This window comes from Pseudomonas sp. NDM, assembly GCF_003105095.1.
In the GTDB taxonomy this organism is placed as follows: Bacteria; Pseudomonadota; Gammaproteobacteria; order Pseudomonadales; family Pseudomonadaceae; genus Aquipseudomonas; species Aquipseudomonas moraviensis_A.
In genome coordinates this window covers 1-23,592 of record NZ_QETJ01000005.1, presented here as the reverse complement: position 1 = coordinate 23,592, position 23,592 = coordinate 1, and the positions used below count along the sequence as shown (strand labels likewise).

General features: G+C 59.1%; 21 protein-coding genes and 3 tRNA genes. 14 read left to right on the top strand and 10 right to left on the bottom strand.

Going from position 1 to position 23,592, the window contains the following annotated elements:
• Positions 1 to 34 precede the first annotated feature (34 nt).
• Positions 35 to 1,069 (bottom strand): glycine betaine/L-proline ABC transporter ATP-binding protein, encoded by a 1,035-nt coding sequence (locus tag DCO47_RS02185; RefSeq protein ID WP_064361750.1) that lies wholly within the window; start codon positions 1,067 to 1,069, stop codon positions 35 to 37.
• A gap of 369 nt (positions 1,070 to 1,438) precedes the next feature.
• Here DCO47_RS02185 and DCO47_RS02180 point away from each other — a divergent pair, with 369 nt between their 5' ends.
• The 5 genes from DCO47_RS02180 to DCO47_RS02160 all read left to right on the top strand — a co-directional run bounded on the left by DCO47_RS02180 (position 1,439) and on the right by DCO47_RS02160 (position 8,031).
• Entirely contained in the window at positions 1,439 to 2,398 is a 960-nt protein-coding gene (locus DCO47_RS02180; RefSeq protein WP_042610383.1) for a LysR family transcriptional regulator, read from the top strand.
• 140 nt (positions 2,399 to 2,538) lie between these two features.
• Positions 2,539 to 3,894, top strand: coding sequence for an MmgE/PrpD family protein (locus tag DCO47_RS02175; RefSeq protein ID WP_116657353.1), 1,356 nt, complete (start codon positions 2,539 to 2,541; stop codon positions 3,892 to 3,894).
• Between the two features lie 155 nt (positions 3,895 to 4,049).
• The gene (locus tag DCO47_RS02170) at positions 4,050 to 5,285 is read left to right on the top strand and encodes an aromatic ring-hydroxylating dioxygenase subunit alpha (RefSeq protein WP_116657352.1); all 1,236 of its coding nucleotides are present in this window, start codon (positions 4,050 to 4,052) and stop codon (positions 5,283 to 5,285) included.
• A gap of 15 nt (positions 5,286 to 5,300) precedes the next feature.
• The gene (locus tag DCO47_RS02165) at positions 5,301 to 6,452 is read left to right on the top strand and encodes an MFS transporter (protein ID WP_116657351.1); all 1,152 of its coding nucleotides are present in this window, start codon (positions 5,301 to 5,303) and stop codon (positions 6,450 to 6,452) included.
• A gap of 151 nt (positions 6,453 to 6,603) precedes the next feature.
• Complete coding sequence (locus DCO47_RS02160; protein WP_371919853.1) at positions 6,604 to 8,031, top strand: MFS transporter; 1,428 nt, start codon at positions 6,604 to 6,606, stop codon at positions 8,029 to 8,031.
• 37 nt (positions 8,032 to 8,068) lie between these two features.
• Here DCO47_RS02160 and DCO47_RS27190 read toward each other — a convergent pair whose 3' ends face one another.
• A complete protein-coding gene (locus DCO47_RS27190; RefSeq protein ID WP_256590071.1) occupies positions 8,069 to 8,197 on the bottom strand; it encodes a hypothetical protein in 129 nt (42 codons plus the stop codon).
• Between the two features lie 158 nt (positions 8,198 to 8,355).
• Positions 8,356 to 8,442: transfer RNA gene (locus DCO47_RS02155), tRNA-Leu, on the bottom strand.
• 503 nt (positions 8,443 to 8,945) lie between these two features.
• Here DCO47_RS02155 and DCO47_RS02150 point away from each other — a divergent pair.
• Positions 8,946 to 9,479: a GAF domain-containing protein gene (locus tag DCO47_RS02150; protein ID WP_371919855.1), complete on the top strand. Its 534-nt coding sequence runs from the start codon at positions 8,946 to 8,948 to the stop codon at positions 9,477 to 9,479.
• 85 nt (positions 9,480 to 9,564) lie between these two features.
• On the opposite strand, the gene DCO47_RS02145 is transcribed toward DCO47_RS02150, so the two are convergent.
• The 6 genes from DCO47_RS02145 to DCO47_RS02120 form a co-directional block, all read right to left on the bottom strand.
• A tRNA-Cys gene (locus DCO47_RS02145) sits at positions 9,565 to 9,638 on the bottom strand.
• Positions 9,639 to 9,684: 46 nt separating this feature from the next.
• Positions 9,685 to 9,760, bottom strand: a tRNA-Gly gene (locus DCO47_RS02140).
• Between the two features lie 60 nt (positions 9,761 to 9,820).
• A complete protein-coding gene (gene pgsA / locus DCO47_RS02135; RefSeq protein ID WP_042610378.1) occupies positions 9,821 to 10,381 on the bottom strand; it encodes a CDP-diacylglycerol--glycerol-3-phosphate 3-phosphatidyltransferase in 561 nt (186 codons plus the stop codon).
• Between the two features lie 32 nt (positions 10,382 to 10,413).
• Complete coding sequence (uvrC, locus tag DCO47_RS02130) at positions 10,414 to 12,237, bottom strand: excinuclease ABC subunit UvrC (protein ID WP_042610377.1); 1,824 nt, start codon at positions 12,235 to 12,237, stop codon at positions 10,414 to 10,416.
• Between the two features lie 2 nt (positions 12,238 to 12,239).
• Entirely contained in the window at positions 12,240 to 12,881 is a 642-nt protein-coding gene (uvrY, locus tag DCO47_RS02125; RefSeq protein WP_024012761.1) for a UvrY/SirA/GacA family response regulator transcription factor, read from the bottom strand.
• 127 nt (positions 12,882 to 13,008) lie between these two features.
• Positions 13,009 to 13,452, bottom strand: coding sequence for a GNAT family N-acetyltransferase (locus tag DCO47_RS02120; protein ID WP_116657349.1), 444 nt, complete (start codon positions 13,450 to 13,452; stop codon positions 13,009 to 13,011).
• A gap of 142 nt (positions 13,453 to 13,594) precedes the next feature.
• On the opposite strand from DCO47_RS02120, the gene DCO47_RS27185 reads away from it, so the two are divergent.
• Both DCO47_RS27185 and DCO47_RS02115 read left to right on the top strand, forming a co-directional pair.
• Positions 13,595 to 13,723, top strand: a complete 129-nt coding sequence (locus DCO47_RS27185) for a hypothetical protein (protein ID WP_256590070.1) — start codon at positions 13,595 to 13,597, stop codon at positions 13,721 to 13,723.
• A gap of 336 nt (positions 13,724 to 14,059) precedes the next feature.
• Entirely contained in the window at positions 14,060 to 15,133 is a 1,074-nt protein-coding gene (locus tag DCO47_RS02115) for a 3-deoxy-7-phosphoheptulonate synthase (RefSeq protein WP_116657348.1), read from the top strand.
• A 51-nt stretch (positions 15,134 to 15,184) separates the two neighbouring features.
• Here DCO47_RS02115 and DCO47_RS02110 read toward each other — a convergent pair whose 3' ends face one another.
• A complete protein-coding gene (locus DCO47_RS02110) occupies positions 15,185 to 16,264 on the bottom strand; it encodes a hypothetical protein (RefSeq protein ID WP_064361756.1) in 1,080 nt (359 codons plus the stop codon).
• A gap of 333 nt (positions 16,265 to 16,597) precedes the next feature.
• Between DCO47_RS02110 and DCO47_RS02105 the strand changes: the two genes are divergently transcribed.
• From DCO47_RS02105 to DCO47_RS02080, 6 genes are all read left to right on the top strand, one after another.
• Complete coding sequence (locus tag DCO47_RS02105) at positions 16,598 to 17,467, top strand: triacylglycerol lipase (protein ID WP_116657384.1); 870 nt, start codon at positions 16,598 to 16,600, stop codon at positions 17,465 to 17,467.
• A gap of 95 nt (positions 17,468 to 17,562) precedes the next feature.
• Entirely contained in the window at positions 17,563 to 17,844 is a 282-nt protein-coding gene (locus DCO47_RS02100) for a peptidylprolyl isomerase (RefSeq protein ID WP_042610373.1), read from the top strand.
• A 130-nt stretch (positions 17,845 to 17,974) separates the two neighbouring features.
• Positions 17,975 to 19,843 (top strand): extracellular solute-binding protein, encoded by a 1,869-nt coding sequence (locus tag DCO47_RS02095; RefSeq protein ID WP_116657347.1) that lies wholly within the window; start codon positions 17,975 to 17,977, stop codon positions 19,841 to 19,843.
• The gene (locus tag DCO47_RS02090) at positions 19,843 to 20,904 is read left to right on the top strand and encodes a microcin C ABC transporter permease YejB (protein ID WP_065617214.1); all 1,062 of its coding nucleotides are present in this window, start codon (positions 19,843 to 19,845) and stop codon (positions 20,902 to 20,904) included. Before DCO47_RS02095 ends, DCO47_RS02090 begins: the two co-directional genes overlap by 1 nt.
• On the top strand, positions 20,904 to 21,926 hold the full coding sequence (locus tag DCO47_RS02085; protein WP_042610370.1) for an ABC transporter permease: 1,023 nt from the start codon (positions 20,904 to 20,906) through the stop codon (positions 21,924 to 21,926). The genes DCO47_RS02090 and DCO47_RS02085 overlap by 1 nt, the downstream gene beginning before the upstream one ends.
• Before the next feature lie 9 nt (positions 21,927 to 21,935).
• Positions 21,936 to 23,510: an ABC transporter ATP-binding protein gene (locus tag DCO47_RS02080; protein WP_064361760.1), complete on the top strand. Its 1,575-nt coding sequence runs from the start codon at positions 21,936 to 21,938 to the stop codon at positions 23,508 to 23,510.
• Positions 23,511 to 23,592: the final 82 nt, after the last annotated feature.

Genomic DNA, 23,592 nt, shown 5'->3' with positions numbered 1-23,592 from the left:
AGAAACTGCTTAATCAATTCTGACTGTTCGGAGTTCAGCTGTTACTCAGGCAGCTCAGTAAATGCCCCTGGGAAATCGAACCTTTATAAAGTCCAACTTCATCCACTACCGGCATTGGCGTTGCCGAAGCCGCGACTATATGAAAGATGTCGCGCAATGAGGCTTCAGCCTTGATGGTTACTTGACTGCCCGGCAAATAAACAACATTCGAATCCTGCTGAGCGATATCGCCGGCCTTCAATATTCGACTGGTGTCGAAACCATTGAAGAAATCCCTCACATATTTATTCACCGGATTGCACAGCAGTTCACGCGGCGTGCCGATCTGCACCACGCGCCCGCCCTCCATGATCGCGATGCGATGGCCGATGCGCACCGCTTCTTCAATGTCGTGGGAGATGAAAATGATAGTGCGATCCTGCTCGGCCTGAAGCTTGATCAATTCGCCCTGCATCTCGCTGCGAATCATCGGGTCGAGTGCAGAGAAGGCTTCGTCCATCAGCAGAATGGCGGGATCATTGGCCAGTGCGCGGGCCAGGCCGACGCGCTGCTGCATGCCGCCGGAGAGTTGATGGGGGAAGCTGAGTTCCTGGCCGGAAAGCCCGACCTGCTCGAGTGCGCCCATGGCCCGGCAGTAGCGTTCTTTCTCGCTGACGCCGCTGATTTCCAGACCGAAACTGACGTTGTCGATCACGCTCATGTGCGGCATCAGGGCGAACGACTGGAAGACCATGCCCATGTCCTTGCGGCGGACTTGCAGCAGATCCTTGTCGGCCAGACCGGTGATTTCCTTGCCGTTAAGGAAGATCTTGCCGGAGGTCGGTTCGATCAACCGGTTGAACAGGCGGACCATGGTCGATTTGCCGGAGCCGGACAAACCCATGATCACGAAGATTTCGCCTCGGCGAACGGAAAAGTTGGCGTCGAATACACCAATTGCCTGACCGGTCTTTTTGAATACTTCAGCTTTCGAGGCGCCCTCTTCAATCATCTTCATGGCCAGCGCTGGCTGATTGCCGAAGACTTTGAAAACATTCTTTACGCAGATGATCTCGTCGGAACTTGTCATACCATGCCTCCTTCGTGCCGCACTTCGATCGCTTTAAACGACGAGCAATTGAGTGAAACCATGTTTGAACGGCAGCAGTAATCAATAAATGTCTTCACGACGGGTTTCCTTTTATTATTTTTGGGTGCCCAGGAAAGAGGGGATGTTGCAAATCTATTAGCATCACCTCGCTTAATCCAACTACATTTACAGGGACAATTCGATAACGTCGGGTTATCGGTTGCAGGGTCGGCCATGGCTGATCCTTCGGCTTCGCACCGTGAGCGACCGGGTCTATTCCCAAAGCGACGCTGGCGTGGCCCTGCGAAGAGCGTTCCGTTACCCTCCTCGCGCTTCGTTGGGGAGCTGTATCGTTAGGAGAGTGTACGAATGACCAAGCATGTCGACCCTGACACCATCCTGTTGAAAATGCCGTCCTTGCGGGCTGTGAAGGCATTTGTCGCGGCCGCCAAGTACGAAAGCTTCACCCGCGCCGCCGAGGCGTTGTGCGTTTCGCAAGCGGCGATCAGTCGGCAGATCCGTGAGCTGGAAAGCTATCTGGGCGCACAGCTGTTTACCCGGGTGGGTCGTGCGGTTGAACTAACCGCCGCCGGCGCGGTGTTCTTCGATGCCGCGCAATTGTCGTTCGTCAACATCGCCCAGGCCGCCGAACGCATCCGCAGCAGCCAGTCGAGCAAGAAGGTGCTCACGGTCTGCTGCTCACCGGCCTTTTCCGCATTGTGGCTGTCGAATCATTTGCAGGAATTCTTCGCTCAGTGCCCGGACATCGAACTCAATCTGATCACCACGCAGAACTTCCTGACCATGGAGCCCGGCGTGCAGCCGGACATTTTCATCACCAAGATTTCGCGGATCCGCGAAGGTTATAGAAGCTATCCGCTGTGCCACGACGTGATCTACCCGGTGTGCACGCCGCAGTACCTGGAGCAGCACCCGGAGATTTCCACCATCGAGGGCGTGCGCGATTCAGCGTTGCTCAACCTCAGCCCTTACGGCCGCTCGCAGGTCGCCGAACACGTCGACTGGGGCGTGTGGCTGGCGTTTCAGGCGATCGATATCGACGACCGCCCGACCAACAGTCCGCAGATCTTCAACGCCAACGATTACAACCTGCTGATCAGCATGGTCCTGACTCACCAAGGCATCGCGCTCGGCTGGAATCATCTGGTCACCTCGCTGGTGCAGCAAGGCCTGCTGGTGCGACCGATCGAGCAACAGGTGCAGTTGCGCAACAGTTGGCACTACTTGAGCTGCCGGGAAAATTCCGACAATGAAGATGAATTGCGGCGCTTTCGCGAATGGATTCTGGCGAAGTTTCCCCGCCGTTGATCTGCGCTGCGCCAGCGTCGGGCGTTTTGGTTATCAATAGCCCGACGAAAATGTCGCTGGAGCAGCTCCCTCGCCTGACCCATTGTTGAGCGGCGCCGACCAAGCACGGTCGCGCTCAACACACAGGAAGGGCTTGCTGCATGTCACTCTTCGAATTCTCTCGCGATTTTGATTTTCTCGACGCTCCGCAGAAAACCCGCGCCATCGTGCAAAACAGTCTGCTGGACATCATCGGTGTCATGGCCGGCGCGGCGAGCAATGGCACCACTGTCGCCATGCGCCGGTTTGCCGAACGGCACTATCCGGCCGGTCTCTACAGCAGTCGCCTGATCTTTGCCGGGCAGCGCGTCAATGTGCTCGGCGCAGCCTGGGCCGGCGGATTCAGCGCTGACAGCCTCGATGCCCATGAAGGCCACTTCAAATCCAAGGGCCATGCCGGGGCAACCGTGGTACCCGCCGTGCTTGCCCTCGCCGATGCGCTGCATCATCAGGGCCGATCCATCACTGGGCATGAGCTGCTGAGCGCTCTGTGCATTGGTTACGAAACCGCACTGCGTGCCGGCTCGGCACTGATGGCGACCTCGCCCACCTATCACGCTTCCGGTGGCTTTTCCGCGCTGGGGGTGGTCTGCGCCGGGGCGCGATTGTTGGGTCTGGATGAGGCCACCTTTCGCCACGCTTTGGGCATTGCCGAATACTTCAGCGCGCGTTGCCCGATGATGCGCGTGGTGCAGGCGCCGACGATGCTGCGTGATGCCCACGGCGCAGGCGCATTCGCCGGTCTGAACGCGCTGTTCATGGCCATGGAAGGCATCACCGGGGCGCCGGCGGAAACGGTCGAAGACGTTACGGTCGCGGAACACTGGCGCGACCTCGGTCAGCGTTGGGAAATCGACAGCCAGTACTTCAAGCCCTGGCCGGTCTGCCGCTGGGCGCAGCCGGCGCTGACGGCGCTGACGGCGATGCTCGAGCTGCAACGGCAACATCCGCTGCTTGCTGCCGATTCGATCGAAAACATCCGGGTGGAAACGTTTTATGAATCGATGTGCCTGCAGGGGCATTCGCCGAAGGATGCCGATCAGGCGCAATACGCCCTCGCATTTCCGCTGGCAGCGCTGGTTGTCAGAGGCAAGGTCGGCCCTGAGGAAGTCACCGGTTCGGCTATTTCTGCGCCGGATATTCTCGCCCTCAGCGCCCGCATCGAAATCGTTGAAGCCGCCGATATCTCGGCGCGATTCCCAGAGGAAATCCTCTCGCGGCTGAGCATTACCTTGAAAAATGGCCAAGTGCTGGTCAGCCCGATCACCGCTGCGCGCGGCGATCCGCACACGCCTTTGAGCGTCGAAGAGCTGCAGCAAAAGTTTGATCTGTTCGCTCAGGGTCTCGGCCATGAGCGCAGTACCGCTGTGAAAACGGCGATCAGGGACATCGCCCAGGCCCGCTGCGCGATCACCGCCCTGCAGCCTGTTTTTCAAGCGATACCGTCGTCACCGTGAACCGTCCATCGATAACCGCAAATCATTAATTGCCCGCAGCAAATGTCGGTTGTGGCGTTTGTCCTGCGCCCGATAGGCTGAGGCTTATCGTTCGCTTATGTAGAAAGTCACGGTTAAAGGTGACCGCTCAAGATCGAAGTCCTGGGAGGATAACAATGAACAACAAGCAAAGCGTTTATGACCTGATCGCACAACGCAAGCCGTGGCATTCGCTGCCGGGCGCGCTCTACCGCAGTGAGGACGTTTACCGTCAGGATCTTGAGCAGATCTGGCACAAGGACTGGATCTTCGCCGGCCACACCTTCGAAATCACCAAACCGGGGCAGTACTTCACCCTGCAGATTGGTGACTACCCGGTGGCCGTCGTTCGCGGCAAGGACGGTGAGGTTCGGGCTTTTCACAACGCCTGTCGGCACCGTGGCGCGAAAATCTGTGAGGCCGACCATGGCAAAGTGGCGAAGATGGTTTGCCCGTATCACAAGTGGACTTACGAGCTGGATGGCAACCTGTTGTTCGCTGGCAACATGGGGCAGGACTTCGACAAATCGCAATACAACCTGAAAAGCGTGCACTGCGAAATCGTCGATACCTACATTTATGTCTGCGTGGCCGCCAAGGCGCCGGACTTCGACGGTTTCCGCAAAGCCGTCAGCCCTTTCATCGCGCCGCACTACCTCGAGAACTGCAAAGTCGCGTTCGAGTCGAACATCGTCGAGAAAGGCAACTGGAAACTGGTATTTGAAAACAATCGCGAGTGCTATCACTGCGACGGCTCACACCCAGAACTCCTGCATTCGTTTGTCGATAACCTGTCAGTCGGTGGCATCAGCGGTGAAGATGATCCCGAGCTGTCGGCGTACTGGGCCAAGTGCGAAAAGGCCGGATTACCCAGCCGTCTGGTAATGGACATCAATGGCCAGTTCCGCATGACGCGCATCCCGCTTTCATCCGGCGCCGTCAGCTACACCATGGACGGCAAGCCGGCGGTCAATGGTCGCCTCGACAAAACCTCCGAAGCCGACATCGGCGCGCTGCTGTACTTCCACTACCCGTCGACCTGGAACCATTTCCTCGGCGACCATGCACTGAGTTTCCGTGTGCTGCCGATCAGCGCTACCGAAACACTGGTCACCACCAAATGGCTGGTGCACAACACGGCCGTGGAAGGCGTTGACTACGATATCGAGCGCCTGACCAAAGTGTGGATTGCCACCAACGATCAGGACCGCACGCTGGTCGAAGGCACCCAACGCGGGGTGACCTCGCCTTCCTACGAACCCGGCCCGTATTCGGAAACCGCCGAGACCGGGGTCTGTCAGTTCGATGACTGGTACTGCGCGACGATGATGGATCGGCTGAAAGGGCCGATTTCGTTGAAGTCGGTTGGTTGATTGGCGCATCTGTCCATGAGTGGATGCACCTCGTCTCTGGCAATTCGCGAAAACCACGGCGAACGCGCGTCCACGCGGATCGTTTTCCTGATCACAGGCATCGTCATGTCGGCGTGGGCGCCGCTGGTTCCGCTGGTAAAAACGCGCACCGGCCTGGACGAAGGTGGTCTGGGCCTGTTGTTGCTGGGCTTTGGCATCGGTTCGATCGTGGCCATGCCGTTCGCCGGTTACCTGACCGCGCGATTTGGCTGCCGCCCGGTGATCATCGCTTCAACCCTGGTCTTGTGTGCGGTGCTGCCGATGTTGAGCCATTTGGCGGGGTTGCCCGGGCTGGCGCTCACCGTGCTGTTGTTCGGCGCGAGCATGGGCATGCTCGATTGCGCGATCAATATCCAGTCGATCATCGTCGAAAAGAACAGCGGCGAAACCCTGCAATCGGGTTTCCACGGGCTCTACAGCGTGGGCGGGATCGCCGGTGCTGGCGCGATGACGGCGATGCTCAGCCTCGGGCTCGATCCGCTGTTGGCGGTGTTGTGCCTGGTGGCGATCATCGTTGCCTCGCTGTACAAGGCCGCGCCGAACCTGTTGCCTTATGGCACCGAACGCGACGGGCCGATCTTCGCGATTCCGCGCGGAATCGTCCTGCTACTGGGGATCCTCTGCTTCATCGTGTTCCTCACCGAAGGCGCAATGCTCGATTGGAGCGCGGTGTTTCTGGCTTCACAGCGCGATATGCCAGCGAGTTACGCAGGTTTGGGCTACGCCTGTTTCGCCGCGGCAATGACGCTGGGACGGCTGACCGGAGACGCGATTGTCAGACGACTGGGCGGCATTCGCGTGGTGACACTGGGCGGCATCTGCGCGGCAGTCGGCATGCTGGTTTCACTGGTGTTCGATGGCTGGCCGGCGTCATTGCTGGGCTACGCGCTGGTCGGCGCCGGATGCTCGAACATCGTCCCGGTATTATTCAGCGCCGCCGGTCGGCAACAGCGCATGCCGCAGCGCACGGCCATTCCGGCGATCATTTCCATGGGCTACGCGGGGATTCTGATGGGGCCGGCGTTCATCGGCATGCTCGCCCATTTCAGTTCGCTGGTCTTCGCGCTGGGTGGCGTGGTGTTGCTGTTGCTGTTCGTCAGTTGCGCCGCGAGGTTTCTCAAGGCTTGATGCGGCGCCCATTGGGGCGGATCGACAGTCTCTGAGGCCTGCGTCCTAACGTCGCAGCCTTCAGCTATTGGCAAATCCTGCACAAGCCTTAGAATCCCGCGCGCACCTGCATTCGGCTGTCTTGTCGCAGACGCGAACTAGAGGGGCGGCCATGTCGTCCGACACCACAACCCTGCCCGACCGGCAGACACTTGCCCAACACCTGTTCCAGCCTGGCAACCGCACGCGCAGAGGCGCACGTTGCGCTGTTCGATTTCTTGAGGTTTTTATGTCTCCGCGTTTGCTGGCCATGGCGCTGGCGCCCCTGCTCGGGCTGTTCATTATTGCTCTGGGCAACGGTTTTCTTTCCTCCCTGACCACCCTTCGCCTGGACGCCGCCGGTGCCTCGGCGACAATGATCGGGATTGTTTCATCGGCCTACTTCATGGGCCTGACCTTGGGCGCGGTGTTCAATGACCGGCTGATCCTGCGCATTGGCCACATTCGCGCCTACGGCAGCTTCGCCTCGCTGATTGCCGTGACGATCCTGATGCAGGGCTTGTTCTATGACACTTGGGGCTGGCTCGTCCTGCGCCTGATCAATGGCTGGGCCACGGTCGGGGTGTTTCTGGTGATCGAAAGCTGGCTGCTGCTGGCGGGTGACGAGAAGATCCGCGGACGCTTGCTCGCGCTGTACATGATCGTCCTCTATGGCGCCGGCGTTTTGGGCCAGGCCACGCTGGGAACCATCACCGGCATGAGCGACAGCGCGCCGTTCATGGTCGCCGGCATGCTCGCTGCGCTGTCGGTGCTGCCGATCGTGATCCTGCCACGGGTGTCGCCGCTGCTCGATCAGGTCGAGCCGCTCAAGCCTCGACAACTGCTGGGCGTAACGCCGACCGGGCTGGTCGGCTGTTTCGGCTCGGGGGTGACCATCGCGGCGATCTACACCTTGCTGCCGCTGTATCTGCAACGCAGCGGTCTGGATGTCGGTGAAGTCGGCAGCATGATGGCCTGGACGATCCTCGGCGCGATGCTTCTGCAGTACCCGGTCGGCCGCTGGTCCGACCGCACGGATCGCTTGCAAGTGCTGACCCTGCTGGCGGTGGCGTGCACTGCGTTATCGCTGGTGATCGTGCTGATGCCGCTGTCCTCGACCATGCTCGCAGCGATGCTGTTTCTGCTTGGTGGCGGCGTGTTCGCGCTGTACCCGGTTGCCGTCAGCCACGCCGCCGACCGCGCCCCCGCCGAAGCGCTGGTGCCGATGATTCAGGGTTTGCTGCTGATCAACTCGCTGGGCTCGGCCATCAGCCCGATGATGATCTCGCCGGGGATGAACTCGTTCGGCGCCAACGGCCTGTTCTGGGTATTCGCAATGGTCAATCTGTGCATGGTCAGCTTTTTCTTCTGGCGCCGCGGCAAACGCCCGGTGCCGGCCAACCCTGCCCCCTTCGCAGCGGCAGCGACTTTTTCGCCGACGGGTGCAGAGTTGCGGGTCACCGAGGATTTACGCGTGGCAGCAGAGGAGCATCCGGCCATGGTCGATGCGATCAGCGGGGAACTGGTGACGCAGGTCGAGTCGAGTGCCGCTGGGAGTTAAAGAGTCAGACGTCGGGGAAACGCCTGACTCCTTGTGATCAGCAACTCCCCGGCGGGATCCCGTCCTTGTTGAAGTCTTTCAAGCGCTCGCGCTCTTCTTCAGTGGAATGCGCAGGGGTCGGTTCATCGGGGAGATCTTCCGGCGCTTCGGTTTTTTCGTCAGTCATGTGTCTGCCCTCGTCGTTGTCGTTGCTATTTCGGCATCGGCGAAGGGCTGGCAGTTCCGGATTTCGAACATCGCTCCCGAGGCGGAGAGCGCAAAAACAGGGAAGCGGAAATGCACAAAGGCCTGCGTCGCTTTCGCTCGCAGGCCTTTGTTGAAAGATGGTGCCCGAAGCCGGAATCGAACCGGCACGCCCTTACGAGCGGGGGATTTTAAGTCCCATGCGTCTACCAGTTTCGCCATTCGGGCGGTAGCGCGGTGTTGCGTTGCTCAGCCTTGCGGTTGCGATCCTGACAGGATGGCTGCTTGAAAAGCCGAGCGGGGAATATATACATGACGTCCCGGTGAAGCAAGTTCGCAGTGGTCGATTTGAAGACTAAATCTTGCTGGCGACTGATTAGCAAAAAGTCATTGGAATCATTGAGCTACGAAGCCTGCTTGAAGTAGAGCCGAAGCTGCCGGTAAATCGAGGCAACCGGGCACGTAATTAAAGCGAAACATCAATAAGATCAGAAGGTTACCACTGCTTTCGCATCCCAGGCCAGAGATTTTTCTGCGTTGGCGATATGAAGAAGCAACCCATAACTCGCCGAGGTGTCTACGCTAAACGATGACGCCGGAATCAGCGATTGGACCAAACAAGCCTGCACCTTTCACCACGACCCCGCCCCCACGGGCGCTGACTTCCACAACACGTCACCAGAGCCCAGCTCAGGGATGTACCAGCAATCAGGAGATTTGACCCTATGCAAATGAGTGACACCGTTCTCAAAGCGTCCTTGAGCCCCGAGGAGCGCTCCGCGATCGCCGAGATCGAAGCGACCACCAACATCCTGCAGCTTGTCACCCGTCTGACCGGTACGCGCTTTGCCGGCATTGCCAAATTCACGGAAACCGAGTGGATCGTCTGTTCCGCCTACGATCCGATCGAACTGGGGATAAACGTCGGTGATACGCTGGATCTGGAAACCACGCTTTGCAGTGAGTTTCGCAGAAATCCTCAAGCCCTCTTCCTTCCACAAATCAGCCAGGATGGACGACTTTCGTCACGTCCTGTGGTGAAGCAGTATTCGATCGAGAGCTACGCAGGCGCGCCTGTTTTCCTGCCGGATGGCAGATTGTGGGGCGCACTGTGTGCTTTGGATTCAAGGTCTGTGCTGTTCGACAACCCGGATATGGCAGAAACATTGACGCTGTTCGCACGGCTTATCGGCTGTATCTTTTTCTCGAATCTGACTGTTGAGGGCGTTACCCATATCAAGACCGGGGCGTGCCTGACTGAGTAGCCCTGTTCATTGGTCGAGGATTACCCAACTTTCTTGCAGACAACAAAAAACCCCGTAGATCATTGATCTACGGGGTTTTCAATAGTGGAGGCCGAGGTCGGAATCGAACCGGCGTAGGTGGATTTGCAATCCACTGCATAACCATTTTGCTACTCGGCCTCAAAGTATTCGCTGTCAGTAGCGCAACAACAAACACTGTACAAATTGGAGCGGGAAACGAGACTCGAACTCGCGACCCCGACCTTGGCAAGGTCGTGCTCTACCAACTGAGCTATTCCCGCTTGGTGTGGCGCATTCTATAGAATTAAGAAGCCCCGTCAACCCCTTGATTCAAAAAAGTTTTATTTCTTTTCGACATCGGTCTTCAGGTGCGGCCAGGCGGCGCGAAGGTATTGAACCATCGACCACAGGGTCAGCCCTGCAGAGACCATCAGCAGCGTATAACCGAGCACGACCCAGAAGCTGAACGCCTTTGGATGGGCCAGCAGGATCACCAGCGCGAGCATCTGCGCCGCGGTTTTCCATTTGCCCAGATTCGAAACTGCTACCTGTGCCCGGGCGCCGAGCTCGGCCATCCATTCGCGCAGCGCCGAAATCACGATCTCACGACCGATGATGACCGCTGCGGGCAGCGTGAGCCAGAGATTGCCGTGTTCCTGCACCAGCAGGACCAGGGCGACAGCCACCATCAGCTTGTCGGCGACCGGATCGAGAAACGCACCGAAGGGTGTGCTCTGCTCCAGTCGGCGCGCCAGATAACCATCGAGCCAGTCGGTGGCGGCCGCGAAGGCGAACACCGAGGCGGAGGCCATGTAACTCCATTCGTAAGGCAGATAGAACAGCAAAATGAAGATCGGGATGAGCAGGACGCGTAGAACGGTAATCAGATTAGGGATATTCATCGGCACAACTGGCTACGAGGTGAAGGGGCATTCTACTCACTATGCAGGTTCGCATAAATCGACTCAGCGAGCTTTTTACTGATCCCCGGGGCTTTGGCGATCTCTTCGATGCTTGCACGAGACAGCTCCTGCAATCCACCAAAATGTTTCAACAGGTCACGGCGCCGGGTCGGCCCTACCCCTGCCACGCCTTCCAGCGTTGAGGTGCGGCGCGTCTTGCCGCGGCGGGCGCGGTGTCCCGTAATCGCGAAGCGATGCGCCTCATCGCGGATCTGCTGGATCAGGTGCAAGGCAGGCGAATCGCCGCGCAATGTGAACTCGTGGGCTGCATCATTCAGATACAACGTTTCGAAACCGGCCTTGCGGGTGGCACCTTTGGCGACGCCCAAAAGGATCAGGTCGGGCACGGCCAGTTCGTTGAGGACATCACGGGCCATCGACAACTGGCCCTTGCCACCGTCGACCAGCAGGATGTCTGGCAACTTTCCCTCGCCGTCCTTGAGTTTGCTGAAGCGGCGGGTCAGCGCCTGGTGCATGGCCGCATAATCGTCGCCGGCGGTGACGCCTTCGATGTTGTAGCGACGGTAATCCGACTTGATTGCCCCTTCCGGCCCGAAGACCACGCACGAGGCCACCGTCGCCTCGCCGCTGGAATGACTGATGTCATAGCACTCCAGGCGTTGCGGCGGCTCGTCGAGGTTCAACACCTCGGCCAGCGCGTCGAATCGTGCAGCCGTGTGCTGACGATTGGCCAGACGCGCGCCCAACGCTTGCTCAGCGTTGGTCACGGCCAGTTGCTGCCAGCGCGCTCGCGTACCGCGCACCCGGTGGCTGATCGCCAATTCGCGGCCGCGCAAGGTATGGATGCCTTCGATCAGGGCCGGGAAGTCCTCGTGAACCACGTTGACGATCAATTCGCTCGGCAGATCCCGTTCGGGGCTACTGATGTAGTACTGGCCGAGAAAGGCCGCCATGACTTCGGAAACTTCTTCCTCGATGCCGACCTGGGGGAAGAAATTCTTGCTGCCCAGCACTCGCCCGCCGCGCACGCTGATCAGGTGGACACAGGCGCCACCGGGGTTGACGAAGGCCGCGATGACATCGATATCACCGGTGCCGCCCTCCATGCTTTGCTGATCCTGAACGCGGCGCAGCAAAGCAATTTGGTCGCGCAATTCGGCGGCACGCTCGAATTCGAGATTGATCGCCGCTTCTTCCATCGCCGTGGACAGCTCATTGGTCAACGCGTGGCTGCGGCCTTCAAGGAACATCACCGAGTGGCGCACATCTTCGGCGTAGACATCAGGCTCGACCAGGCCCACACAAGGCGCCTTGCAGCGCTTGATCTGATATTGCAGGCATGGACGGGTGCGATTCTTGTAATAGCTGTCTTCGCACTGACGGACAAAGAAGGTTTTTTGCAGAATGCTCAGGCTCTCGCGGATGGCACCGGCACTCGGGTACGGGCCGAAATACTTGCCCTTGGCTTTTTTGGCGCCGCGATGAATGCTCAGGCGCGGAAACTGCCCATCCGACAAAAACACATAGGGATAGGACTTATCGTCACGCAGCAGGATGTTGTAGGGCGGGCGCCATTCCTTGATCAGCGTCTGTTCCAGCAACAGCGCTTCGGTTTCGTTGGCTGTGATGGTGGTTTCGACCTGAGCGATGCGCCCGACCAGTGCAGCAGTCTTCGGCGCCAGGCCGGTCTTGCGAAAATAGCTCGCCAGACGTTTCTTCAGGTTTTTCGCTTTACCCACATAGAGCAGACGCGCCTCGCTGTCGAACATGCGATAGACGCCGGGGCGACCGCTGACGGTGGACAGGAAAGCACTGGAATCAAATATTTCGGTCATGGTCAGGCGCTGGCATCCACCATGCCATGTCGCACCGCGAGGAGCGTCAACTCAACGTCGCTGCTGATCGAAAGTTTCTCGAAAATGCGGTAGCGGTAGGTGTTCACGGTTTTCGGCGACAGGCACAGTTTGTCGGAAATGATCTGCACCTTCTGGCAACCGACAATCATCAATGCGATCTGAATTTCCCGCTCGGACAGGGCATCGAATGGCGAGTCATTGGTTGGCTGGAAGGACTTGATCGCCAACTGCTGGGCGATCTGCGGACTGATGTAGCGCTGGCCGGCGAACACCAGGCGAATGGCCTGGACCATTTCCGGCAAGCCTGCCCCTTTGGTCAGGTAACCGGCGGCGCCAGCCTGCAGCAGACGCGTCGGGAAAGGGTCTTCCTCGCACACGGTGACAGCAACCACCTTGATGTCGGGATGGCTGCGCAGCAGCTTTCGCGTGGCTTCGAGGCCGCCGATGCCTGGCATCTTGACGTCCATCAGCACGACGTCAGGCTTCAACTCCCGTGCCTTGATCAGGGACTCTTCACCTGATTCGGCCTGACCCACCACCTGCAGGCCATCGATATCGGCCAGCATCCGTGTAATGCCTGTACGAACGAGATCATGGTCATCGACCACTAGCACCCTAATCAAGCAGACACCTCGCGATATGGTCTTATTGGGATGCCGGACACCTTAGCAAAAAGTGCCTGACAGACCTAGCGGAAAGCCGCATTTAAAAAGTTTCAATTCGTCATTGAGGGCTTGCCGGCTGTGGGTTTCAGAGCACAGCTGTACTTAAATCGAGCTGCATCCTCAGGAAATACTCATCCCTGCCGACGATGCGCAGTCCTTTGCGCCCGTACAGTTTTTGCGCCGGGTTGCTATCGAACACCGTCAACCGCAGCGCCGGTCGTCTTGCCTGAAGGGCCATGCCGATAACCTGATCAATGGCCCAGGAACCGGCGCCCTGCCCTTGCCAAGCCTGATCGATCTGCAATTCGCGGACGTACAGCGCCCGCGCATCCTGGCTCAGACTGAAAAACCCGATCGGGGTTTCCTCCCGGACAATCAACCAGCTGTCACGATAGTGCCAGCCTGCGTCGAACGCTTCGTCCTGCCACAACAGATCGTGATCAATGTAATAGCGCAGCATGTTGCGACAGGTCAGGCCCCGCGCGAAATCCAGGTCATCATCGGTGGCATGCCGAATTCGGTAGCTCATTCAGCCCCTCCATAACCAGAAAAATTTACTCAACCCGAATCATTTGCCAGCGATAGCGGTTTCGCTCAACTGGTAATAGCATTTTCTGATTGCTGATGCGCACCAGCGTCGAGTAAGCTCGGCGCATTCAACGGAGAAAACCATGTTCAACGCCCTCGCACAGTCACGCATCGCCAGCGCCCCGCGCTCGATTGCGCCTGCCCGGGTGAATGACGTGTGCGCTCCTGGCAGTTTTTATTTTGGGTATTGGTTTAGCCACTGGCGCGCCTGATACCCAAACGGCGCCCATGAAAAACGGGTCGCCTACCAGAGATTTCTCAACCCCCGGTCGGCTTCCCGATCGGGGGTTTTGTTTTTTCAGGCCCAATATTTTCCAGCACCACACCAGACAATTCGAGGATTACATCATGAACTACGCCACTTATTACCGTTACGACAGCTTTAGCGCCTGGCGATTTACCAGCCTCCGCTCGGGACAGCCTGCCGCCTCCGATCGGTCACCCACAGGTGGCAAACATACACCCCTAGCCAGTACGGCCATTTGTCGAACACCCCAGTAGGGCCGATCGCGCGGGAAATACCCGCCATCCGCCCAGGAAGACCGAACATGAACTCTTCAGTTTCCGCTCTGCCGCTGTCCACACTCGATTCTGCCAACGAAGCACTGACCCTGCGTCTGCCCAGCTCGTTGCAACTCAAACAGCAATTTCCGCTCAGCCATTCCCTGCATCAGCAGGTCAATGCCCACCGCCAGGCGGTGCGCGCCATCCTCAACGGCGAAGACCCGCGCCTGCTGGTGATCGTTGGCCCCTGCTCTATCCATGACCCGCAATCAGCAATCGAATACGCTGCCAGACTCGCTCGCCTGGCCCAGGATGTGAGCGAGGAAATGCTGCTGGTCATGCGCGCCTACGTTGAAAAGCCGCGTACGACGGTCGGCTGGAAAGGCCTGGCCTACGATCCGCATCTGGACGGCACTGACGACATGGCTACAGGCCTGACGCTGTCCCGCGAACTCATGCTGGAAATGATCCGTCTCGGTCTGCCGGTGGCCACCGAGCTGCTACAACCCATGGCCGCTAACTACTTCGATGACCTGCTCAGCTGGGTGGCCATTGGTGCCCGCACCACCGAATCGCAGATTCACCGGGAAATGGCCAGCGGCCTGAACATGCCGGTGGGTTTCAAGAACGGCACCGACGGTGGCGCCGCCGTTGCTGTCGACGCCATGCGTTCGGCAGCCCATCCGCATCGGCACTTCGGCGTGGATAGCCAAGGGCATCCAGCGATCGTGCAGACCGCTGGCAACGCTGACACCCACATGGTGCTGCGCGGCGGCCATCAAGGGCCAAACTACGACGCGACCAGCGTGGCCAAGATCAGCGCCGACCTCAGCCGACTGAAAATCCCGAGCCGGATCATGGTCGATTGCAGCCATGCCAACAGCGGCAAGGATCCACTGCGTCAGCCAGCAGTCTTCAACGACGTTCTTGAGCAGCGACTGCGTGGCGACCGCTCGCTGATCGGTATGATGCTGGAATCGCACCTCTTCGAAGGCTGCCAGCCGCTGAGCAATTCCCTGCGCTACGGCGTGTCGATCACCGATGGCTGCCTCGGCTTCGACGCAACGGAACAATTGCTGACTGACGCGGCGCGACGCCTCGCGCAAACCCAACGTTGATCGCAAGCGCCCTCCCGCTTACACAGAGCGTGGAGGGCTGCAGTTCGCAGGCTATGCCACTACGTTGATCCGTCTCACCGCGGATTGCTGACTGACGTCATCCAGGCGTTCAACCGTGTAGCCAATTTCGACTGTTGTGCCGTGATGTTCACGCCAGAAGCGGTGAGGGACGGTGAAACTCAGCGGTTGCCCGGCCATCTCCGGAGTGATTTCAAGGTCATCCCGGTGGCTGAAAAATTCGCCGTCAAGCTTGAGATAGACCAACTCATCCTCCTGCACTTGCGCGTCCTCAATGAGAATGGCAACCCCGTCGACCGAATCCTTCACTGACAACACGTCTTCAATCGCGCCGACAACATCCGGCGCAACCAGTTGCGCACGCGCCGCAGGCCCGATGAAAACAGTGGCGGGCTCTGACGTTCGAATGGTTGCGCAGGGTTGTTCGACACGGTAACCGACAACCACCTCGCCACCGCGATGGGCTTCGATGTAGCTGCCCGGCACCCAGAATGAAAGACTTTGGCCAACCGCATAGGCCTCCACCTTCAATGCATCGGTGAAAATCTCGGGCGAGGTATCTCCGTGCCAGGACAACATCACCCGGTCGCCCACGGACATTCGCGCGTAAGGCTGCAGCGTCACCAGCGTGCCTTCGGCAACGCGCAACGGCTCCAGCGCCCCGTTGACCGAGCCCTCTATCTGCGGCGCCAACAGCTGCGGACGGACATCCCCCACAGACAATTGCAGGCGAGCAGACTCCACGGGGCCGGGGACGCGCGGACTTTGCAGTGCCCAGTAGACCTGCAGCGAACCTCCGTCCAGCGCGGCCACATGCATGCCCTTGATGACGAAGATGACGTCTTTGCCCACCTGGGCCTGGCTGATAAACCGGATCCTCTCGTATTGATAGGCAAAACCTTCGATATCCAGCCCCTCCCAGTACAGCACCAACTGATCGCCACAGGTCATGTTGGCGTAGGGCGCGATCCGTACGACGATCCTGGTTAGCGAAGGGTCGAGGACGCTGCCCTCCAGACCGTCGATCGTCGGCGCGAACAGCGGTTCGGCAGACACTTGAGCCGCGACCGGCTGATGCATGCGCCAGCAAAACTCGATTTCATGGTGATTCATTTCGTCTCCACTCCATGGATAACGTGCCGCCCTGGATGACGACACCGACACCTACATTGAGGACTTCTTTGACTGTCCTGGCTGTCAGCCGCATACGTCGCGAAGCCGGCGTAATCGCTACTCGCAAAGTAGGCAAGTGGGGGCTTGGGGCTCTTATGCCGACAAACGACCCAATGAACTTCCGATTCGGATTTCACAGGTATCCGAAATTTCGTACGCCCCCTATTCCATTTTCAAACGCAACGTGAAGCCTCTTCGTACTTCTTCAACGAGATGAGTGTTTTAGAGTGGCCCGGTGATTTCCCGATGAACTTCTACGAAAAAGGTAAGAACATGCAACGGAATGCTACAACTCGTTATCCCATCCTGTTGGTCCACGGTCTGTTCGGGTTCGAGCGTATCGGTCATTTCGAGCTGTTCCATGACGTCAAGTCCGCGCTGAAATCGGCCGGCTGCCGATTGTTTGTTCCACACCTTTCGGCGACTCACAACAACGAAATGAGGGGTGAGCAATTGCTGTCACAGATTGCCTGTGTGCTGCGAGGCACAGGCGCGAAGAAAGTCAACCTGATCGGACACAGCCAAGGCGCACTCGCTGCACGCTACGCGGCGGCGCTTGCACCAAACGTCGTCGCTTCAGTCACCTCCGTCAGTGGTCCGAACCATGGCTCGGAGCTCGCCGACTTCCTGCGCAATGCGCTGATCCCGGGCAAGCTGCCGGAGGCCGTCGCACAAAACGTGGCGACACAGTTTGCTGATTTGTTGTCGCTACTCAGCGGTAATGTGGCACTGCCGCAGAATGCATTGGCCGCGCTCAACGCACTGACCACGGTCGGCGTCGGTCAATTCAATGACAGGTTTCCGCAGGGACTGCCGCAAACCTGGGGTGGCCACGGCCCCGGGCAGGTCAATGGCGTGCGCTATTACTCGTGGAGCGGGGTTGTCCCCCAATCGACGCTGCCAGCGCTGGATCCGTTTCAGGACATATGCCGGCGCCTGTCGCAATACTTCACCACCGAACCCCAACAGAACGACGGTTTCGTCGGACGCTTCAGTACCCATCTGGGGCAAGTGATCCGCTCTGATTATCCAATGGATCATCTGGCCAGCCTGCGGCGTACCACTCGCGTAAACGGGCCATCACCCGATCCGATTGACCTGTATGTCGAACATGCACGGCGCCTGCGAGCGGCGGATCTCTGAATCGGTTCTGCCATCGAGAATGGAACTTTGCCGAGAATTCGCCCACTGATTCCGGTAGGCTCCACCTTTTATTGAAACAGTTCGGAGAATTCCCCATGGCTAAAGCCACTGCCCGCCACATCCTGGTTTCCAGCGAAGACAAGTGCAACGAACTCAAGGCTCAGATCGAAGCCGGCGCTGATTTCGCCGAAGTCGCCAAGACCAACTCCACCTGCCCGTCCAGCCGCCAGGGCGGTGATCTGGGTTCTTTCGGTCCTGGCCAGATGGTCAAGGAATTCGACACCGTGGTGTTCAGCGCGCCAATCAATGTCGTGCAAGGCCCGGTGAAGACCCAGTTCGGTTACCACCTGCTGGAAGTCACCAGCCGTCAGGACTGATCCGTCGTCCGATTGCGATAACGGCCCGCCTTCTGGTGGGCCGTTGTGTTTCAGTTACATATACGGCTGGCGAGTGACGCGCGGCTCGCGTACAACTTGCGCTTATCGATTTTCCGTTCCAAGGCTGACGATGCGACTGGTTTTTCCCACACTGCTGTTCACCGCCCTCGCCCTGCTCACGGGTGCCGCCGGTGTCAACGCTGCGCCGCAACACGCGTTGACCGTTTACGGTGAACCGGCCAAATATCCCGACGGCTTCAGCCATTTCGACTACACCAATCCGCAAGCGCCGAAGGGCGGGACGATGCGTCGCTCGGCGATCGAAATCGGTCACTTCGACCATTTGCTGCCTTATATAGACAAAGGCATCGGTGTCACACAGATCGACGGGCTCCTTTATTCTCCATTGGCGCAACGCTCGCTCGATGAGCCTTACACCGTCTATGGTCTGGTCGCGGAGAAAATGGAGCGTTCGGACGACGGGCTGTCGCTGCGTTTCTTTATCAATCCCAAGGCGCGCTTTGCCGATGGCAAACAGATCACCGCCGAAGACGTTCGCTATACCTACAACCTGCTGATGACCCAGGGCAGCCTGCGTTATCGCACCCAGTTCGCCGACGTCAAGGACGTCGAAATCGAAGCGCCGCTGACCGTGCGCTTCGACTTCAAAAGCAACGAAAACCGCACCCTGCCGCTGGATGTCGCGACCCTGCCGGTGTTCCCCGAACATTGGTGGAAGAGTCGCGATTTCGCTGGCGGCGGTGGCTATGAACCGCCACTGGGCAGCGGACCGTACCGGGTCGGCAAAGTCGATTCCGGGCGCAGCATTACCTTCGAACGCAATGGCGACTGGTGGGGCAAGGACCTGCCGGTGAGTCGCGGCCTGTACAACTTCGACCATTTCAGCATCGAGTACTTCGGCGATACCGACGTCGCCCGTCAGGTGTTGCGTGGCGGCGCCTATGATTACAACCGCGAATTTTCCGCGACCGGCTACTCGATCGGCTACGACAGCCCAGCTCTCAGCGATGGCCGTTTGCAGAAAGCCCACCTCGCCACCGAAGCGCCGCAGTCGGCTCAGGGCTTCGTGTTCAATCTGCAAAAACCGATGTTCCAGGACCGTCGTGTGCGCCAGGCACTGGCGATGCTCTGGGATTTCGAATGGAGCAACCGGCAGATGATGCGCAACGTCTATATCCGCCAGCAGAGCTACTTTTCCAATACCGATCTCGCCGCCCGGCAGTTGCCCGATGCGCAGGAATTGAAAATCCTTGAACCGCTGCGCGGCCAGATACCTGAGGAAGTTTTCAGCAAAGTCTTCGAAGCACCGAAGACCGATGGCAGCGGCATCATCCGTGACAAGCAACTGCAAGCGCTCGATCTGCTCGAGCAGGCCGGCTGGAAACCGGACGGCGACCAACTGGTGAACAGCGCCGGCGAGCCGTTGAGTTTCACCTTTCTGGTCAGCCAGAACGGAATGGATCGCCTGCTGCTGCCCTACAAGCGCACCCTGAAACAGATCGGCATCGAACTCAATATCCGCCGCATCGATGCCTCGCAGTACGTCAACCGCCTGATGAGCCGCGACTACGACATGATCGTTACCGGCTATCCCGTCACCACCTCCCCCGGCGGCGAGCTGCTCAACTATTTCGGTTCGGCGGCAGCCAACGATCCGGGCGCGAACAATTACATGGTGCTGAAAAACCCGGCGGTTGACACCTTGATCAACGGCCTGATCCGCGCCTCGACCCAATCGGACATGCTGCATTACGCCCATGCACTGGACCGGGTGCTGCAATGGAATTACTACTGGATTCCCAACTATTACCCGCCAGGCACCTCGACCGTCTGGTGGAACCGCTTCGGCATTCCGACAGTGCAGGCGAGCAATGACGAAGCCATCGAGAGCTGGTGGGAAATCAGTCGGACACCGCTGACCAATCAACAAATGACCGCTGAGAAAATCAGTCGCAGCAGACCCGGAGGGCCGCACTGATGTGGGGTTATATACTGCGGCGCCTGCTGCTGATCATTCCGACGCTGGTGATCATCCTGCTGGTCAATTTCGTGATCATTCAGGCCGCGCCCGGCGGACCGGTGGAACAAGCCATCGCCCATCTGCAAGGCATCGGCGGTGCCAGTGTCGGCGGCGGAGCCAGCGAGACATCGAGCAACGCTTCGCGCGCCAGCCGTGGCCTGGATCCGCAACTGATCAAGGACATCGAAAAACAGTACGGCTTCGACAAGCCTGCCCACGAACGCCTGTGGCTGATGCTGAAAAACTATGCGCAGCTGGATTTCGGCAAGAGCTTCTTTCGCGGCGCGACGGTCACCGACCTGATTCTGGAAAAAATGCCGGTCACCATCTCATTGGGTTTATGGGCGACGCTGATCACCTATCTGGTGTCGATCCCGCTGGGCATCCGCAAGGCCGTGCACCACGGCAGCCATTTCGATATCTGGAGCAGCACAGCGATCATCATTGGCTATGCGATGCCGGCGTTTCTGTTCGCGATGTTCCTGATCGTGGTATTTGCCGGCGGCACTTCGCTGAACTGGTTTCCGGTGCGCGGACTGGTTTCGGACAACTTCGAATCGCTGTCGACGCTGGGCAAGATCGCCGATTACTTCTGGCATCTGGTGTTGCCGGTCACCGCGCTGGTGATCGGCGGGTTCGCCACCCTGACCATCCTGACGAAAAACTCGTTCCTCAATGAGATCACCCGGCAGTACGTGGTCACTGCCCGGGCCAAGGGTTTGAGCGAACGCCGGGTGCTGTACGGACATGTGTTCCGCAACGCCATGCTGCTGGTGGTGTCCGGGATTCCTCAGGCATTCATCAGCGTATTCTTCGCCGGCTCCCTGCTGATCGAAGTGATCTTCTCCCTCGACGGCCTTGGGCGCATGAGCTACGAAGCGGCGGTTTCACGGGACTATCCGGTGGTGTTCGGCTCGCTGTTCATCTTCACCCTGTTCGGTCTGCTGATAAAACTGCTCGGCGACCTGTGCTACACCCTGGTCGACCCGCGTATCGACTTCGCCGCGAGGAACGCCTGATGCTCACGCTCTCGCCTTTGGGGCGCCGCCGTTTCGAACGTTTCAAGAAAAACCGTCGCGGCTGGTGGTCGCTGTGGTTGTTCATCGGCCTGTTCATGCTGACGCTGGGCGGCGAATTGATCGCCAACGACAAGCCGTTGATGGTCAGTTATCAGGGACAGTGGTACTTCCCGGTGCTCAAGCGCCACACCGAGCAGGAGTTCGGCGGGCAACTGCCCTTCCAGGCTGATTATCGCAGCGAGTACGTGCAGAACCTGATCCGCAAGGAGGGCGGCTGGTTATTGTTCCCGCCGATTCCGTTCAGCGACGACACGCCCAACTACGACTTGAACAAACCGGCGCCGAGCCCACCAACGTCGGTCAACTGGCTGGGCACCGATGATCAGGCCCGCGATGTGCTGGCGCGGGTCATTTTTGGCGCTCGGGTGTCGATCCTGTTTGCGTTGATGCTGACCTTCGTCAGTGCGCTGATCGGCATCGCTGCCGGCGCGTTGCAGGGCTATTACGGTGGCTGGGTCGATCTGCTCGGGCAGCGCGTACTGGAAGTCTGGTCGGGACTGCCAGTGCTGTATCTGCTGATCATTCTTTCCGGTTTCGTCGAGCCGAATTTCTGGTGGCTGCTGGGGATCATGGCGCTGTTTTCCTGGCTGGCCCTGGTGGACGTAGTGCGCGCCGAGTTCCTGCGCGGGCGCAATCTGGAATACGTCAAAGCCGCGCGCGCCCTGGGTCTGACTGACCGCAAGGTGATCTTCCGGCACATCCTGCCCAACGCCATGAACGCGACGCTGAGCTACCTGCCGTTCATTCTGACCGGGGCCATCTCGACGCTGACCGCGCTGGATTTCCTCGGCTTCGGCATGCCGGCCGGCAGTGCTTCGCTGGGCGAGCTGATCGGTCAGGGCAAGCAGAACCTGCAAGCGCCATGGCTTGGCTTGACCGCGTTCTTCACCCTGGCGCTGATCCTTTCATTACTGGTATTCATCGGCGAAGCGTTGCGTGACGCTTTTGACCCTCGATCCTGAAGCGTGACCATGACTGACAACCTGATTGAAATCCGCAACCTCAATGTCGCCTTCCATGGCCAGACGGTGGTGCGTGACCTGTGCCTGGATATCCGCCCCGGTGAATGCCTGGCACTCGTCGGCGAATCGGGTTCGGGGAAATCGGTGACGGCGCATTCGATCCTGCAACTGCTGCCCGACACTGAGGCGCAATCCCGTGGCAGCATCCGCTATCGAGGGCAGGAGCTGCTGGGCGCCGATCCGAAAGTCTTGCGAGAACTGCGCGGCAATCGCATCGCCATGATCTTTCAGGAGCCGATGACCTCGCTCAATCCCTTGCACACCATCGAAAAGCAGATCGGCGAAACCCTGCTGCTGCACCGTGGCCTGGGCGGCAAGCAAGCGCAGCAGCGCATTCTCGAACTGCTCGGACTGGTCGGCATCCAGAAGCCCCGGGAACGGCTGAAGGCCTATCCGCATCAACTCTCTGGCGGGCAACGGCAGAGGGTGATGATCGCCATGGCGCTAGCCTGCGAACCGGAGTTGTTGATTGCTGACGAACCGACCACGGCACTGGACGTCACCGTGCAGCGCAAGATTCTCTTGCTGCTCAAATCCCTGCAACAGCGCTTGGGCATGTCGCTGCTGCTGATCAGCCACGATCTCAATCTGGTACGCAGCATTGCTCAGCGCGTCTGTGTGATGAAGGCCGGCGAGATTGTCGAGCAGGCGCCCTGCGAAACCCTGTTCACCGAGCCGAAACACCCTTACAGCTGCGTGCTGTTGAACGCGGAGCCCGAAGGTGAAGCCCTGCCCCGTGACGAGCGTGAAAACGTGCTGGAAGTGGCAGACCTGCGCGTCGATTTTCAGGTCGCTGGCGGACTGTTCCAGCGCAAGCAGTATTTGCGCGCAGTTGACGGCATCAGTTTGAACATTCAGCGCGGCAAGACCCTGGGCATCGTTGGCGAATCTGGTTCGGGCAAGTCGACGCTGGGTCAGGCGATCCTGCGTTTGCTCGACTCCGAGGGCAGCATTCGCTTTCAGGGCGCAGCGCTCGACGGCCTCAATCAAAAGCAACTGCGACCGTGGCGGCGGCAAATGCAGGTGGTGTTTCAGGACCCGTTTGGCAGCCTCAGCCCGCGCATGTCGGTGGCGCAGATCATCAGCGAAGGTCTGGAAGTGCATTGCGAATCGACGGCTAACGAATGCGACGAGCAAGTGATTCGCGTGCTCAGGGAAGTCGGCCTCGACCCGGAAAGCCGCCATCGCTACCCGCATGAATTCTCCGGCGGCCAGCGTCAGCGCATCGCCATCGCGCGGGCGCTGGTGCTGAAACCGGCGCTGATCCTGCTCGATGAGCCGACTTCGGCACTCGATCGCACGGTGCAGAAACAAGTGGTCGCCCTGCTCCGTGACCTGCAGGAAAAACACGGTTTGACTTATCTGTTCATCAGCCACGATCTGGCGGTGGTGCGCGCCCTCGCCCATGACATGATCGTGATCAAGGACGGCAAAGTGGTCGAGCGTGGCGCCAGTCATGAGGTATTCGACAACCCCCAGCATCCGTACACCAAAGAGCTGTTGGCGGCGGCGCATCCGGGGTAGGTTTTTTCTGTTAATCCGCGGCGCGGCATTCGCGAGCAGGCTCGCTCCCACATTGGAATGCAGTCCCCCCGTGGGAGCGAGC

Bases quoted from the DNA above. Each gene is read 5' to 3' on its own strand.
- DCO47_RS02185 (WP_064361750.1), bottom strand. From the start codon at position 1,069: ATGACAAGTTCCGACGAGATCATCTGCGTAAAGAATGTTTTCAAAGTC.
- DCO47_RS02180 (WP_042610383.1), top strand. From the start codon at position 1,439: ATGACCAAGCATGTCGACCCTGACACCATCCTGTTGAAAATGCCGTCC.
- DCO47_RS02175 (WP_116657353.1), top strand. From the start codon at position 2,539: ATGTCACTCTTCGAATTCTCTCGCGATTTTGATTTTCTCGACGCTCCG.
- DCO47_RS02170 (WP_116657352.1), top strand. From the start codon at position 4,050: ATGAACAACAAGCAAAGCGTTTATGACCTGATCGCACAACGCAAGCCG.
- DCO47_RS02165 (WP_116657351.1), top strand. From the start codon at position 5,301: ATGAGTGGATGCACCTCGTCTCTGGCAATTCGCGAAAACCACGGCGAA.
- DCO47_RS02160 (WP_371919853.1), top strand. From the start codon at position 6,604: ATGTCGTCCGACACCACAACCCTGCCCGACCGGCAGACACTTGCCCAA.
- DCO47_RS27190 (WP_256590071.1), bottom strand. From the start codon at position 8,197: ATGACTGACGAAAAAACCGAAGCGCCGGAAGATCTCCCCGATGAACCG.
- DCO47_RS02150 (WP_371919855.1), top strand. From the start codon at position 8,946: ATGAGTGACACCGTTCTCAAAGCGTCCTTGAGCCCCGAGGAGCGCTCC.
- pgsA (WP_042610378.1), bottom strand. From the start codon at position 10,381: ATGAATATCCCTAATCTGATTACCGTTCTACGCGTCCTGCTCATCCCG.
- uvrC (WP_042610377.1), bottom strand. From the start codon at position 12,237: ATGACCGAAATATTTGATTCCAGTGCTTTCCTGTCCACCGTCAGCGGT.
- DCO47_RS02120 (WP_116657349.1), bottom strand. From the start codon at position 13,452: ATGAGCTACCGAATTCGGCATGCCACCGATGATGACCTGGATTTCGCG.
- DCO47_RS27185 (WP_256590070.1), top strand. From the start codon at position 13,595: ATGTTCAACGCCCTCGCACAGTCACGCATCGCCAGCGCCCCGCGCTCG.
- DCO47_RS02115 (WP_116657348.1), top strand. From the start codon at position 14,060: ATGAACTCTTCAGTTTCCGCTCTGCCGCTGTCCACACTCGATTCTGCC.
- DCO47_RS02110 (WP_064361756.1), bottom strand. From the start codon at position 16,264: ATGAATCACCATGAAATCGAGTTTTGCTGGCGCATGCATCAGCCGGTC.
- DCO47_RS02105 (WP_116657384.1), top strand. From the start codon at position 16,598: ATGCAACGGAATGCTACAACTCGTTATCCCATCCTGTTGGTCCACGGT.
- DCO47_RS02100 (WP_042610373.1), top strand. From the start codon at position 17,563: ATGGCTAAAGCCACTGCCCGCCACATCCTGGTTTCCAGCGAAGACAAG.
- DCO47_RS02095 (WP_116657347.1), top strand. From the start codon at position 17,975: ATGCGACTGGTTTTTCCCACACTGCTGTTCACCGCCCTCGCCCTGCTC.
- DCO47_RS02090 (WP_065617214.1), top strand. From the start codon at position 19,843: ATGTGGGGTTATATACTGCGGCGCCTGCTGCTGATCATTCCGACGCTG.
- DCO47_RS02085 (WP_042610370.1), top strand. From the start codon at position 20,904: ATGCTCACGCTCTCGCCTTTGGGGCGCCGCCGTTTCGAACGTTTCAAG.
- DCO47_RS02080 (WP_064361760.1), top strand. From the start codon at position 21,936: ATGACTGACAACCTGATTGAAATCCGCAACCTCAATGTCGCCTTCCAT.